At 64.7% G+C, this 14283-nt stretch carries 10 protein-coding genes and 1 pseudogene; 7 read left to right on the top strand and 4 right to left on the bottom strand.

The features are described from left to right. Positions 1 to 123, top strand: a pseudogene (locus tag AC0L3B_RS20025) (IS30 family transposase); the annotation flags it as partial. A gap of 33 nt (positions 124 to 156) precedes the next feature. Here AC0L3B_RS20025 and AC0L3B_RS20020 read toward each other — a convergent pair. The 4 genes from AC0L3B_RS20020 to AC0L3B_RS20005 are packed head-to-tail and all read right to left on the bottom strand — an operon-like array spanning position 157 to position 5697. Then, positions 157 to 891: a response regulator gene (locus AC0L3B_RS20020; protein WP_446481565.1), complete on the bottom strand. Its 735-nt coding sequence runs from the start codon at positions 889 to 891 to the stop codon at positions 157 to 159. 10 nt (positions 892 to 901) lie between these two features. Next, entirely contained in the window at positions 902 to 2647 is a 1746-nt protein-coding gene (locus AC0L3B_RS20015) for an ATP-binding response regulator (RefSeq protein WP_018456007.1), read from the bottom strand. Next, complete coding sequence (locus AC0L3B_RS20010; RefSeq protein ID WP_085385497.1) at positions 2617 to 4647, bottom strand: sensor histidine kinase; 2031 nt, start codon at positions 4645 to 4647, stop codon at positions 2617 to 2619. The genes AC0L3B_RS20015 and AC0L3B_RS20010 overlap by 31 nt, the downstream gene beginning before the upstream one ends. Before the next feature lie 54 nt (positions 4648 to 4701). Then, the gene (locus AC0L3B_RS20005; protein WP_473380941.1) at positions 4702 to 5697 is read right to left on the bottom strand and encodes a TRAP transporter substrate-binding protein; all 996 of its coding nucleotides are present in this window, start codon (positions 5695 to 5697) and stop codon (positions 4702 to 4704) included. A gap of 186 nt (positions 5698 to 5883) precedes the next feature. Between AC0L3B_RS20005 and ugpB the strand changes: the two genes are divergently transcribed. The 6 genes from ugpB to AC0L3B_RS19975 all read left to right on the top strand — a co-directional run bounded on the left by ugpB (position 5884) and on the right by AC0L3B_RS19975 (position 14272). Next, positions 5884 to 7224 (top strand): sn-glycerol-3-phosphate ABC transporter substrate-binding protein UgpB, encoded by a 1341-nt coding sequence (gene ugpB, locus AC0L3B_RS20000; RefSeq protein ID WP_085349649.1) that lies wholly within the window; start codon positions 5884 to 5886, stop codon positions 7222 to 7224. A 154-nt stretch (positions 7225 to 7378) separates the two neighbouring features. Then, positions 7379 to 8326: an aminoglycoside phosphotransferase family protein gene (locus AC0L3B_RS19995; protein ID WP_377791569.1), complete on the top strand. Its 948-nt coding sequence runs from the start codon at positions 7379 to 7381 to the stop codon at positions 8324 to 8326. A gap of 261 nt (positions 8327 to 8587) precedes the next feature. After that, the gene (locus tag AC0L3B_RS19990) at positions 8588 to 10210 is read left to right on the top strand and encodes an ABC transporter substrate-binding protein (RefSeq protein WP_085349651.1); all 1623 of its coding nucleotides are present in this window, start codon (positions 8588 to 8590) and stop codon (positions 10208 to 10210) included. 297 nt (positions 10211 to 10507) lie between these two features. After that, the gene (locus AC0L3B_RS19985; RefSeq protein ID WP_018456013.1) at positions 10508 to 11521 is read left to right on the top strand and encodes an ABC transporter permease; all 1014 of its coding nucleotides are present in this window, start codon (positions 10508 to 10510) and stop codon (positions 11519 to 11521) included. Positions 11522 to 11523: 2 nt separating this feature from the next. Further along, positions 11524 to 12423: an ABC transporter permease gene (locus tag AC0L3B_RS19980; RefSeq protein ID WP_473380940.1), complete on the top strand. Its 900-nt coding sequence runs from the start codon at positions 11524 to 11526 to the stop codon at positions 12421 to 12423. A gap of 103 nt (positions 12424 to 12526) precedes the next feature. Beyond that, entirely contained in the window at positions 12527 to 14272 is a 1746-nt protein-coding gene (locus tag AC0L3B_RS19975; protein WP_473380939.1) for a dipeptide ABC transporter ATP-binding protein, read from the top strand. The last annotated feature ends 11 nt before the right edge of the window (positions 14273 to 14283 follow it).

Raw genomic sequence — 14283 nt, 5'->3', positions numbered from 1 at the left:
CCAACCAGGCGCTTCCGTCAGTCCATTGCCGCCTACAACAACACCCCGCGCAAATGCCTTGACTTCAGAACCCCGGCAGAGGCCTTCTCCTCTCAACTGTTGCACTTCGAGTGTGAATCCACCTCCTGGCCTTCGCCAGGACGACGATGGGAGGCGCTACGCCTTCTCGCCCGCCGGCGAGAACAGATAGCCGCCGCCGCGGATGGTGCGGATCACGGCGGGTTTTGCCGGATCGGGCTCGATCTTGCGGCGGATGCGCATGATGCGCAGGTCGACGGCGCGGTCGAAGGCTTCGGCGTCGCGGGCATTGGCCAATTCCAGCAGGCGCTCGCGCGACAGCACGCGCTTCGGATTGGCCGCGAACACTTTCAAGAGCCCGAACTCGGATGCGGTCAGCGGATGCTCGTTGCCCTCGTCGTCGCGCAAGGCCTGCGCTTCGAGATCGAGCCACTTCGTCCCGAACCGTACCAATTGCTCCTTGTCCGATTTCGTAGCCGCCGTGTTCGCCACGGCTTTCGCCGGCGCGCTCCGGCGCAGCACCGAGCGGATGCGTGCCATCAGCTCACGCAGCTCGCACGGCTTGGCCACGTAATCGTCGGCGCCGAGCTCGAGGCCGACGACGCGGTCGATCGGGCTTGCCGTCGCCGTCAGCATGATCACCGGCACGTTGATGCGGCTCTTGAGGTCGCGGATGATCGAGAGCCCGTCTTCCTCCGGCATGTTGAGGTCGAGCACGACGAGGTCGGGCATGCTGCCGTCGATCGCCGTGCGCAACGACTTGCCGCCGTCGCACAGCGTCACGGTGAAGCCGTGCATCTTGAGGTAATCGCCGACCATCTCCCGGGCCGGGGCCTCGTCGTCGACGATCATGATGTGCTGGCTTTGGGTCATGGTCCTGAGATCACGAAATTTCGGTCGCGGGGAGGGTGATGGTGAAGGTCGAGCCCTTGCCGGGGCCCTCGCTCTCGGCGGTCACCTCGCCGCCGTGCATGTCGATAATACGCTTGACGATGGACAACCCAAGCCCGGTCGAGCTCTCGCCGGCGGTCGGTTTTGCCGACAGCCGCTGGAACCGGCCGAACAGGCGGCCGAGATCCTCCGGCGACAGGCCGGCGCCCTCGTCGCTGACGCGGACGATGGTGTCGCCGCCCTCATGGCTGACGACGACGCCGATCTTGCCGCCGATCGGTGAGTATTTGATGGCGTTGCTGATCAGATTGTCGATCGCCTCGCGAATGCGGTCGGTGTCGCACATGGTGACGACGTTGACGGGCGCGGTGACGCTGATCGCCTGCTGCTTGTTGACGGCGAGCGGCTGGTTGGCCTCGGCGACCTCCTTGACCAGGGCCGCGACGTCGACGGGCTCGCGGCGGATGGTGATGTCGAAGGCATCGGCCATCGCATCCGAGATCAGATGATCGACCATCGTGGTCAGGCGCTTGGTCGCATCGCGGATGTGATCGACCTGGGCCACGACGCCGCCTGACGACGCGCCGGTCGAGATCAACTCCTTCAGCATCTCGGTGCGGCCGAGGATGACGCCGAGCGGATTCTTCAGATCGTGGGCAACCGTGCCGAGGATCTCGTTCTTGAAGCCGTTGGCGCGTTGCAGCCGCAGCCATTGCGCCGAGAGGCGGCGGTTGGCCTGCATCAGCGCGCGGGTGCGCTGGGCGACGCGGTCTTCCAGCTGGGTGTTGGCGGCCTGGAGCTGCTGGTAGAGGATGACGTTGTCGAAGGCGATCGAGAGCCGGCTGGAGAAGATCTCAACCAGCGAGCGGTCGGTCTCGGACAGCTCGCGCTCGGCCTGCAGCAGCACCACGACCTCGCGGCCGCTTCCGGTGCGCAAATAGATCACGCTGCGGTGGTCGGCGAATTCGTTCTTGCGGCCCTGGAACGCGGCTTCCACCATCGCGCGCAGATCGGGGTCGAGCGCCTTCGACGAGGTGGTGCCGATGAAGCGGCTGTAGCAGCCGCTGCCGGCGAGCACCGAGAGCTCGGGGTCGATGCCGCCATTGTCGCGCAAAACCAGGATACCGGCGCAATCGACGTTGAGCAGCGAGGCAAGCTGGGTCAGTACGCCCTCGGCGAGCCGCTGCATCGACTTGAAATCGTACAGCGTCGAAGCCGCGTCGATGATGATCTCGAGCCCGCGCCTTGTCTGCAGCATGCGCTCGAGCTGCTGGTAGGAGCGCAGCGCCGCGGTCAGCGAGGTGAACAGCTTGTCGGCGGTGAGCTCGGTCTTCGCTTTGTAGTCGTTGATGTCGTACTGCACGATCACGCGCCGTTCAGGCGCTTGACCGGGCTGTCCGGTGCGCAGGATGATGCGCACGGTCTCGTTCTTGAGCTCGTTGCGGATATACTCGACCAGCTCGAGGCCGGCGACGTCCGTCTCCATGATGACGTCGAGCAGCACGGCGGCGATGTCGTTGTGCGCGGCCATCAGCTTGCGACCTTCGGCCGCGGAATGGGCGGAGAGGATCTCCAGGCCCTGGCCGTTGAGGGAATAGTCCGAGAGCGCAAAACGCGTACCGTCATGCACGGCCGGATCGTCGTCGATGACGGCGATCTTCCATTTCCGGGCGTCAACATCCTCCGATGCGGTACCGGTGTCGTCGATCAGGTGGAGGACATCGTCCTGTTCGGCCATTGAGAAGTCCCGTCAGTCTCTGTGCTTTGCCCGCCGCCCTTGGCGACCCGGGGCATGATAATGCGAAAAGTAGTGCCTTGTCCCAGCTTGGATTCCAGCATCATGCGACCGCCGAGCTGCTGGGTGACGAGGTTATAGACGATATGGAGGCCGAGTCCCGTGCCACCTTCATTGCGCCTGGTGGTAAAGAATGGGTCAAAGGCCTGGCGCTGCACGTCGGAGGTCATGCCGGCCCCGTCATCGGTGAAGATGATCTCGACGTCGTCGGCCCCGCGGGGCCGCGCCGAGATCGTGATCGTGCCGGCGCGGCCGTCGGCAAAGGCGTGGTTGGCGGCATTGAGGAACAGGTTGGTCAGGATCTGGCCGTAGGAGCCGGGATAGCCGTCGAGCAGCAGTCCCTCGGGCATGTCGACATGGAGCGTGATCGGCGACCGCTTCAGCACCGGCCGCAGGCTCGCGATGATCTGCTCGGTGGCTTCGCTGAGTGAGAACTGCCGCCGCTCGGCATGGGAGCGGTCGACCGCAACCTGCTTGAACGACTGGATCAGCTCGCCGGCGCGCTGGAGGTTGGCGACGAGCTGCTGCGAAGCGTCGCGCGAGGACTGCACGAATTCTTCCAGCTGCGAGCGGCGCAGGCCGCCGTCACCCTTGAGCTGGGCCTCGAAGATCTCGGTGCGCCGGGCAAAGCTCGACGCAACGGTGAGGCTGATGCCGATCGGGTTGTTGACCTCGTGCGCGACGCCGGCGACGAGGCCGCCGAGGGCTGCGAGCCTCTCGGCATCGATCAGATTCTGCTGCGCGGCGTTGAGCTCGAGCAGCGCGCTTTCGGCCTTCTCCTTGGACGCGCGCAGCTCGTCCTCGGTCTGGCGCTTCGCGATGGCGTTCTCGCGGAACACTTCCACCGCGCGCGCCATGGCCCCGACCTCGTCGCGCGCGCGCGTGCCCTGCACCTCGCGGCCGAGGTCGCCGAGCGTGATCGCGCGCATCGCCGCCATGATCTGCTGCAGCGGCAGCCGGATCGACAGCGCGATCAGCACGCCGGCGGTGAGGATGATGCCGAGGAAGATCACGGCGATGGAGAGAACGCGACGGGAAATGTCCGCCAGCGTGCGGTCGAACGTCTCCTGCGCCTTCTGCTCGCGCTGGCGCATCTTGGTTGAGAGATCGTCGATGGCGCCGATCGCCTCGGCCTGGTTGGCGTCGATGGTGTTGCGCAGCAGCTCGGTACGGTTCGTGAGCTGCTCGGAGAGCTTTGCAAAGCCTTCCCGCAGCGCGGCGGTCCGGGCCGCGAGCCGCCGCAGCGCCATGCGCTGGAGGTCGTTGTCGGCGAGATCGATCATCACGGGGATGGTCTTCTCGATCGTCTCGGTGTTGCGGCGGGCGTCGTCGGCCGCACCCGATGACAGCGACAGATAGTAGGAATTGGCCGCGACCAGCATCGCGGTGAAGGCCTCTCGCGACTTGCCCAGCGAAGGCCAGATCAGCGCATCGCGATGGCCGGTGGCGCCTTCGATGATGGAGTAAAGGCCGGCCATGTCCCTGGCCGGTGCCTGCACCTGATCCTCGTAGGTCTTCGCGATGGTGGCCTGCACGCCGCGCAGCTCGCCGAAGCCGTTGAGGAAGCGGTCGGTGGTGCGCTCCAGCTCCTCGACCGAGCCCGACAGCATCGGGTCCTTGGCGGCGCGATTGGTCAGCGTCCCCAGCACCGCCTCGCGCAGCAGCAGGATCTCGGCGAACAGGTCGGGGCTCGGCTGGTTGATGTAGCGGTGGATCAGATTGTGCAGCCGCCCGGTCTCGCTTTCGAGCAGCGCCAGAATCCGGTCGGATTCGCGCACCTGGCGCACGTCGTCCCAGGCCGAGCCGAGCACCTGCGAGCCGTTCCAGATCAGCCCGACCAGCACGATGACCACGGCGGAGTTCAGCGCCGCGATCGACAGGATGCGCCAACGGATCGGCACCGCCCGGAGCACGCCGACCAGCCGCGCGCGCAGCCGCCCCATCGGGCCGGGCGACCTGTCTGCATGCTCGCTGTGTCCAAGCCCGGGCAAGAGGCCTCACTCCACCTTGCGAATGCGTTCGATCAGCGCGGCCGCGGCCGGATCCTGCCCGGCCTTGGCGTAGATCGCGACCATCGCGTCTTCGAACGGCTTGCGGTCGATATCCCTGACGATGGTGACGCCCGCTGCTTCCGCCTTGCGCTGCGACTGCTCCTCCAGGTCGCGCCATTTCTCGCGCATGAAGCGGCTGGAGCGCTGTGCGGCTTCCCTGAAGATGGTTTGCTCGTCGGCCGACAGGCTTTTCCAGGCCTTCAGCGAGATCACCAGCACTTCGGGGCTCATCGTGTGCTCGGTGAGGGCGAGATAGCCGGCATGTTTGTAATGGTCCGTCGTCACGTAGGATGGCCAGTTGTTCTCGGCGCCGTCGATCAGGTGGTTGGCAAGCCCGGCAAGCACCTGCCCATAGGGCATCTCGACCGGCTCCGCGCCGAGCGCGCGGATCATCTGGCTCATCAACTCCGACTGCTGCACCCGGATCCGCAATCCCTTGAGGTCCGCGACGTTTCTGACCGGGCGGGCGCCGTTGTAGATCGATCGCGCGCCGGAATCGTAGAAGGCGAGGCCAACGAAGCCGTAGGGCTCGAAGCTGCCGAGGATCTCGCTGCCGATCGGCCCGTCCAGCACCTTCTGCATGTGCTCGATGGACCGGAACAGGAACGGCATCGCCAGCACGTTCATCGCCGGAACGAAATTGCCGATCAGCGCCACATTGGTCCGGTTGAGATCGATCGCACCGACCCGGGTCTGCTCGATGGTCTCCTTCTCCTCGCCGAGTTGGCGGGAGTGGAAGACCTTGACCTCGTGCCGACCGCCGCTGCGCTCGGCCATCAGGGCGCCCATGTAGCGCAGCGCCTGCACGGTCGGATAATCCTCGGTCTGGGTGTCGGCGGCGCGGAACTCACGCGCAGCAGCTCCCGTCGCGCAGAGGGCGATCAAAAGCGCGACGAAAACCACCCCGGTCCGCGTGCGTTCGGCACGGTTCAACACTGGCACACTCAACCCCTCAGTGGTGGAGTCTATGGCGGGAGGAAAAGGTTCAATGCAATCTAGCAGATGGTCGTGGGAAGGCCATCCCGCCGGGCGCCTCGACGTGATTGTGCGGCGCGGCCGGGGCTCATTCCCGGTTGAAACCGCAAATGCCGCGCCTTAAGCAGGGGCAGCCGCTTTCGTCGGTGCGGCATGGAAAGAGCCATCGTGACTTCAGCATCGCGCCTTTCGCAGGTCGTCGCCGTTTTTGCGGCCCTCTCATTGGCCGCGCCGGTGCGGGCCGCGACCGACATCGCGTGGTGGCACGCCATGTCCGGCGAACTCGGCCGCCAACTGGAAAAGCTCGCCTCCGACTTCAACGCCTCGCAGCCGGATTATCGCGTGGTGCCAACTTACAAGGGCAGTTACACCGAGACGGTGACGGCCGCGATCTTCGCCTTCCGCTCGCGCAGCCAGCCCGCGATCGTCCAGGTCAACGAGGTCGCCACCGCCACCATGACCGCGGCCAAGGGCGCGATCTATCCCGTGTTCAGCCTGATGCGGGACATGAAGGAGCCGTTCTCGCTCAATGACTACCTTCCCGCGGTCTCCGGCTACTACACCGATGCGGCCGGCAATCTCTTGTCCTTCCCTTTCAATTCGTCGACGCCGATTCTTTATTACAACAAGACCATGTTCCGCGACGCAGGGCTCGATCCGGAGGCGCCGCCGAAGACCTGGCCGGAGCTTGGCGCTGCTGCAAAACGCCTGCGCGATCGCGGCGCGGTGTGCGGCTTCACCACCTCCTGGCCGTCCTGGATCCATGTCGAGAATTTTTCAGCCTTCCACAATCTGCCGCTGGCAACGCGGGCGAACGGCTTTGCCGCGTTGGATGCCGAGCTGACCATCAACAATCCGTCTCTCGTGCGTCACGTCTCCGAGCTCAGCGAGTGGCAGAAAACGAAAGTGTTCGACTATAGCGGCCGCGGCCAGTCGGCCGAGCCGCGCTTCCAAAACGGCGAATGCGGCATCTTCATCGGCTCCTCGGCGACGCGCGCCGACATCAAGGCGAATTCGAAGTTCGAGATTGGCTACGGCATGATGCCGTATTGGCCCGACGTGAAGGGTGCGCCGCAGAATTCGATCATCGGTGGCGCCACGCTGTGGGTGCTGCGCGACCGTCCGCGCGAGGAATACAAAGGCGTGGCACGATTCTTCGCCTATCTGTCGCAGCCTGGCGTGCAGGCCGCCTGGCACCAGAACACCGGCTATCTGCCTGTCACCCGCGCCGCCTTCGAGCTGACGCGCGCGCAAGGTTTTTACGAGCGCAATCCGGGCTCGGCGATGTCGTTCGAAGAGATCACGCTGCATCCGCCGACGGAGAATTCAAAGGGCATCCGGCTCGGCTCCTTCGTGCTGATCCGCGGCGCGATCGAGGACGAGCTGGAGCAGGCCTTTGCCGGCCGCAAGAGCGCGCAAGCCGCGCTCGATGCTGCGGTCGAACGCGGCAACAAGATCCTGCGCCAGTTCGAGCGCGCCAGCCCGGATAGGTAGGGGGAGGGATGGTAGCTCGGCGTTAAGGCGCAAGGCCATTCCACAGCGTCATGGCCGGGCTTGTCCCGGCCATCCACGCCTTGGCCCGAGCACGAAGAACGTGGATGCCCGGGACAAGCCCGGGCATGACGAGCTCAACAGCCGTTAGGTTACGATGTCGATGAAACTCCCTCACTGCGCCGACGCGGCAAGCTTTCGCGCCTTTCGCGCCGACCCTCCGCGATGGCTGCCGATCGCGCTCGACATCGCCCGCAGCCACGATCTCGATGCCAGCGCGCCGCACGTCTTTGCGACCGGCACCAATCTCGTGGTCGGGCTCGGCGATCGCCTGATCCTGAAAATCTTCCCGCCGCTGCTCCGCGCGCAGTTCGTCTCCGAGCACGGCTCGCTGGCCCAACTTGCCGGTCGCATTGATTTGCCAATTCCCGAGATCGTCGCGGAAGGCGATCGCGACGGCTGGCCTTATCTGATCATCACACGCCTTGCCGGCACGCTCGGCTCGGAGGTCTGGCCGTCGTTGCCGGAAGCGCAGAAGGAGCGCGTGCTGCGACAGATCGGCGAGACCATCGCCGCCGTGCAGCGCGCGCCGCTCGGCTCACTCGCGCAGATCCAGCCGCGCTGGGACGACTTCATGCGGGCCCAGATGCAGGGCTGCAAGGCGCGGCACACGCGTCTCGGCCTGGCGCCGAAATTCCTCGCCAGCCTCGACGATCTCCTGCGTGATGCGGCCGCGCTCATTCCGATGGATGCGTCGCCGGTGATCCTGATCGGCGAATACATTCCGGAGAACTTCCTGCTCGCCCGCCACGACGATCAATGGTCGCTCGCCGGCCTGTTCGACTTCGGCGACGTGCTGGCGGGATGGCGGGACTACGATCTGCTCGGCCCTAGCGCCTTCATGGCAGCGGGCCGGCCGGGCAGGGTGCGCAACCTGCTCGAAGGCTTTGGCTATGCGAAGCTCGACTTCGCGCTCAAGCGACGGCTGATGGCCCTGATGCTGCTGCATCGCGCCAGCGACCTCAACAGCCACATCTGCATCGAGGGCTGGCAGGAGCAGGCGGATGATCTGGTCGAACTTCAGGAGCTGATCTGGCCGGGGTGACGGGCCGCGATCGATAGCCGCGCCACCTAGGGGCGAGACGCGCTCACGCAATAGGCTGGTATTGTCGAAAGCCTATTTTTTAGGCAAATATACCTGTTTGTATGCAATGTCCGACGGCTTGGCTTCTGATCGACGGCCCGGATAGCAGCCTTTTCCTATAAACATTTCATAGGCTTATGCTGGTTTAATCCTTGCTTAAGCCTTGGCACGAACCTTGCGAATCCAGTTCCAACCAGAAAACTTTTGTGTTGGAGCCATTCCATGAAGCGCCGCGATTTCCTCAAGTCCGTTTCCGGATTGGCCGCAGGCGCGGCGCTTCCGGCCATGCCGTCCGTGATCTCGTCGGCCAAGGCCGATGCGCGCTCGGAGACGCTGCTGATCGTCTCGGAAGGCGGCCCCAACAATCTCGATATCCACGGCGTCGGCACCAACGTGCCCGGCTATGAGGTGTCCTGGAATTGCTACGACCGCCTGCTCAGCCACGAGATGAAGACCGGCCCCGGCGGCGTGCCCTATTACGACCGCGACAAGTTCAAGGGCGAACTCGCCGAGGACTTCAAGATCGACGACATGTCGGTCACCTTCAAGCTGAAGAAGAACGCCAAATTCCACGACGGCGCGCCTGTGACCGCCAAGGACGTGAAGTGGTCGCTCGACCGAGCCGTCAGCGTCGGCGGATTCCCCACCTTCCAGATGAGCGCGGGCTCGCTCACGAAACCCGAGCAGTTCGTCGTGATCGACGACTACACGGTACGTGTCGACTTCCTGAAGAAGGACAAGCTGACGATCCCCGATCTCGCGGTGATCGTGCCCTGCATCATCAATTCCGAGCTGGTGAAGAAGAACGCCAGCGAGAAGGATCCCTGGGGACTCGAATTCACCAAGCAGCAGACCGCGGGCTCCGGCGCCTACAAGGTGACGAAGTGGACCGCCGGCACCGAAGTGGTGATGGAGCGCAACGACGATTGGGTCGGCGGCCCGCTGCCGAAGATCAAGCGCGTGATCTGGCGCATGGTGCCGCAGGCCGGCAATCGCCGCGCGCTGCTGGAGCGCGGCGACGCCGACATCTCCTATGAGCTGCCGTTCAAGGATTTCCAGGAGATGAAGGCGAGCGGCAAGCTCAACGTGGTGTCGCTGCCGTTCTCCAACGGCATCCAGTATATCGGCATGAACGTGACCAAGCCGCCGTTCGACAATCCCAAGGTACGTCAGGCGGTCGCCTGCGCGATTCCCTATCAGAAGATCATGGACGCGGTGATGTTCGGGCTGGCTAACCCGATGTTCGGCGCGCCCAAGGACAAGCCAACCGAAGTCGCCTGGCCGCAGCCGCACAAATACAACACCGACATGGACAAGGCGAAGGCGCTGCTGGCCGAGGCCGGCTACCCGAACGGCTTCGAGACCACGATCTCGTTCGACCTCAACTTCGCCGGCGTCAACGAGCCGCTCTGCGTGCTGGTGCAGGAGAGCCTGGCCCAGATCGGCATCAAGACCACCATCAACAAGGTGCCCGGCGCCAACTGGCGCACCGAATTGAACAAGAAGGAAATGCCGCTCTTCACCAACGTATTCTCGGGCTGGCTCGATTACCCCGAATACTTCTTCTACTGGTGCTATCACGGCAATAATTCCGTCTTCAACACCATGAGCTACAAGTCGGCGGAGATGGACAAGCTGATCGACGGCGCACGCGCGGCCGCCGCGACCGGCGACACCGCGACCTACGACACCGACGTGAAGGGCTTCGTCGACCTCGCCTACAGCGACATCCCGCGCATCCCGCTGTACCAGCCGTTCGTCAACGTCGCGATGCAGAAGAACATCAGCGGCTACCAATACTGGTTCCACCGGAGGCTGGATTATCGCGCGATGGCGAAGGGGTAAGGGGATGGCGGGCGAGATGGTCGCGTCATCGACTCTCTTTCTGAGTGAGGCGGCCACCGCTCAATCATTCCATCTCCCCTTGTGGGAGAGGGGCAGGGTGAGGGGTAGCCACGAACTCCGATCTCGCTTGGGGCTCCCCCTCACCCTGCCCCTCTCCCATCGCAAGTCGGGCCTGCCCGACTTGCGCCAATCACCAATGCGCAACCGGGGTAGACCCCGGTTGCGTGGGAGAGGGGGCGCAGCGGAGCACGTGGCGCGAACCCGCCCACAAACGCAGAGCAGCAGGAGCGCAACCCCATGCTGACCATGATCGGCAAGCGCCTGATGTTCGCGATTCCTTCGCTGATCGGGGTCGTCATCGTCACCTTCCTGCTGACCCGCGCATTGCCCGGTGATCCCGCGGCGTATTTCGCCGGCCCCGCCGCAACGAAAGAAGCCGTCGAGCAGATCCGGAAAAAACTCGGCCTCGACAAGCCGCTGATCGAGCAGTTCTTTCGCTACACCAACGATCTCGCCCATGGCGATTTCGGCAACTCGCTCACGACCGGCCAGCCGGTCGCAGCCGAGATCCGCAACCGCCTGCCGGCCTCCGCCGAGCTGACGCTGCTCGGCCTCATCGTCTCGGTCGTGATCGCGATTCCGCTCGGCGTGCTGGCGGCGACGCGGCCGGGCTCATGGGTCGACCATCTCTGCCGTGTGACGACGACGGCCGGCGTCTCGCTGCCGGTGTTCTTCACAGGTCTGGTGCTGGTCTATGTGTTCTATTTCCGGCTCGGCTGGTCGCCCGCGCCGCTCGGCCGGCTCGATGTGTTCTACAGCGCGCCGCCGACAGTGACCGGCTTCTATCTGATCGACACCCTGATCGCGCGCGACTTCGAGGCGTTCCGTTCGGCATGCAGCCAGCTCATCCTGCCGGCGACGACGCTTGCGATCTTCTCGCTGGCGCCGATCGCGCGCATGACGCGCGCCTCGATGCTGGCGGTGCTGTCCTCCGAATTCGTGCGCACCGCGCGTGCCAGCGGCCTGTCGCCGGCGACCGTCATCGTCACCTACGCCTTCCGCAACGCGATGCTCCCCGTCATCACCACGCTGAGCATGGTGTTCTCGTTCCTGCTCGGCGCCAACGTGCTGGTGGAGAAAGTGTTCGCCTGGCCAGGCATCGGCTCTTACGCCGTCGAAGCGCTGATCTCGTCGGACTTCGCGCCGGTGCAGGGGTTCGTGCTGACCATGGCGGTGATGTACGTGCTGCTCAATCTCGTGATCGACATTCTCTATGGCGTGATCGACCCGCGCGTGCGGTTGGAGGGCTAATCATGAGCACCGTTGCGCCTGCTGTTGAACCCGTCGGCCCCGCGCGCACGTCGGGTCTCGTCGCGCTCCTCGACCAGACCCGCTACGTGCTCGGCGAGAACAAGGTCACCGGCTTTGCATTCGCGCTGCTGATCGTGATCCTCCTTGCCGCGATCTTCGGCCCCTATGTGGTGCCGTATGACCCGCTGGCGTCCGACACCGTGGCGTCGCTGAAGCCACCGTCGGCCGCGCACTGGTTCGGCACCGATCAATTGGGCCGTGACATCTTCAGCCGGGTCGTGGTGGCGACGCGGCTCGATACGTTCATCGCGGTCGCCTCCGTCGCCCTGGTGTTCCTGATGGGCGGGCTCGCCGGCATCGCGGCCGGCTATTTCGGCGGCTGGACCGATCGCATGGTCGGCCGCGTCGCCGACACCATCATGGCGTTCCCGCTGTTCGTGCTGGCCATGGGCATCGTCGCCGCGCTGGGGAACACCGTGCAGAACATCATCCTGGCCACCGCCATCGTGAACTTCCCGCTCTACGCCCGCGTTGCGCGCGCCGAAGCCAATGTCCGCCGTAACGCCGGCTTCGTGCAGGCCGCGCGTCTGTCCGGTAACGGCGAATTCCGCATTCTGCTCGTGCATATCCTGCCGAACATCATGCCGATCATGATCGTGCAGATGTCGCTGACCATGGGCTACGCCATCCTCAATGCCGCCGGTCTCTCGTTCATCGGCCTCGGCGTCCGTCCGCCGACGGCCGAATGGGGCATCATGGTCGCCGAAGGCGCCGGCTTCATGGTGTCAGGCGAATGGTGGATCGCGCTATTCCCGGGCCTCGCTTTGATGATCGCCGTGTTCTGCTTCAACCTCCTCGGCGACGGCCTGCGCGACATCGTCGACCCCCAGCGGAGGACGTGATGGCTGGGTTAGGCGTACTTTTTCGCTCGAAATTCCCCAATGAAATCAACCTCATTCTACTGTGCATGGGGTTGTTTTCGCCATTTTTAGTTGGGAGGTGCCCATGACCGCCCCGCCGCTGCTCGACGTCCAGGACCTTGCCGTCGAATTCACCACCCGCCGCGGCATCGTCAAGGCGGTGCAGCACGTCAACATTTCCGTCGCCAAGGGCGAGACGCTTGCGATCGTCGGCGAGTCCGGCTCCGGCAAATCGGTGACGTCGTATGCGGTGATGCGCATTCTCGACCGTGCGGGGCGGATCGCCGAAGGCTCGGTGATGTTCTCGGGCATCGACGTCAAGGCCGCGACCGAAGACCAGATGCGCGATCTGCGCGGTCGCGAAGTCTCGATGATCTTCCAGAATCCGCGCGCCGCGCTCAACCCGATCCGGAAGGTCGGCGACCAGATCGAGGACGTGCTGCGCACCCATGTCCAGCAGGCCATGGTTTCGGACCGCGGCGAGAAGGCGATCGAGGCGCTGGAGCAGGTCAAGATCGCCCGCCCGCGCGAGCGCTATCACGCCTATCCGTTCGAATTGTCAGGCGGCATGTGCCAGCGTGTCGTCATCGCGCTCGCGCTCGCCTGCAATCCGCAGCTACTGATCGCGGACGAGCCGACGACCGGATTGGACGTCACCACGCAGAAGGCGGTGATGGATCTGATCGTGGAATTGACCAAGCGCAAGGCAATGTCCACCATCCTGATCACGCACGATCTCGGCCTCGCCGCTGCCTATTGCGACCGCGTTGTGGTGATGGAAAAGGGCAGGGTGGTCGAGACCGCCAAGGCCGCCGACATCTTCGCCAACCCGCAGCACCCCTACACCAAGAAGCTGATGCGCGCGACGCCGCGGCTCGGCGTGAGCCTGCGGGATCTGTTGGCGGAGGAGGAAGGCTCAGCCGTCGTGGCCGGGCCTGACCGGGCCATCCATCAGGCTTCGCAGGACGAGGCCAGGAAGAGCGGGCAGCCCCTTCTCCTCATCGACAAGCTGGTCAAGGAATATCCCCGCCAGGGCGCCACCGCCACGCTCGGCAAATTGTTCGGCCGCAAGCCGCCGGTCGAGCCGGACGTGTTCCGCGCCGTCGACGGCATCAGCTTCTCGATCGGTCACGGCGAGAGCGTCGGCCTGGTCGGCGAGTCCGGCTGCGGCAAATCGACCACGTCGATGATGGTGATGCGGCTGCTGGATCAGACCTCGGGGCTGATCCAGTTCGACGGCGAGGACATCGGCGGCATCGCGCCCGCCGGCTTTGCCCGGCTGCCGCAGCGCAGCCGCATCCAGATGGTGTTCCAGGATCCGACCGACAGCCTCAACCCGCGCTTCACCGCCGTGCGTGCCATCGCCGATCCCATCATGCAGCTCGGCGAAGTCAGGGGGCGCGACGCGCTCCGCGCCCGCTGCGAGGAGCTCGCCACCATGGTGGGCCTGCCGCACAATCTGCTGGATCGCTTCCCGCACCAATTGTCGGGCGGCCAGAAAGCCCGCGTCGGCATCGCCCGCGCCATCGCCCTGCACCCGAAACTCGTGATCCTGGACGAGCCGACCGCCGCGCTCGACGTTTCGGTCCAGGCCGTGGTCCTCAATCTGCTCCAGGACCTCAAGGCCCGACTAGGTATGAGTTATCTGTTCGTCTCGCATGATTTGAACGTAGTGCGCTTGTTGTGCGATCGTGTCATTGTCATGCGGTCGGGTCGAATCGTCGAGGAAGGATCTTCCGAGCGGGTCTTGAGCGATCCGCAGGACGACTACACCAAGGAGCTGCTGACGGCGATCCCGCATCCGCCGCTGCAGACACAGAGCGCACACTGAGAGCTTGTTTG

This window comes from Bradyrhizobium sp. Kon56 (genome assembly GCF_055807635.1).
Note: the sequence above shows the minus strand (reverse complement) of the source record. Positions and strands in the feature narration are given on the sequence as shown.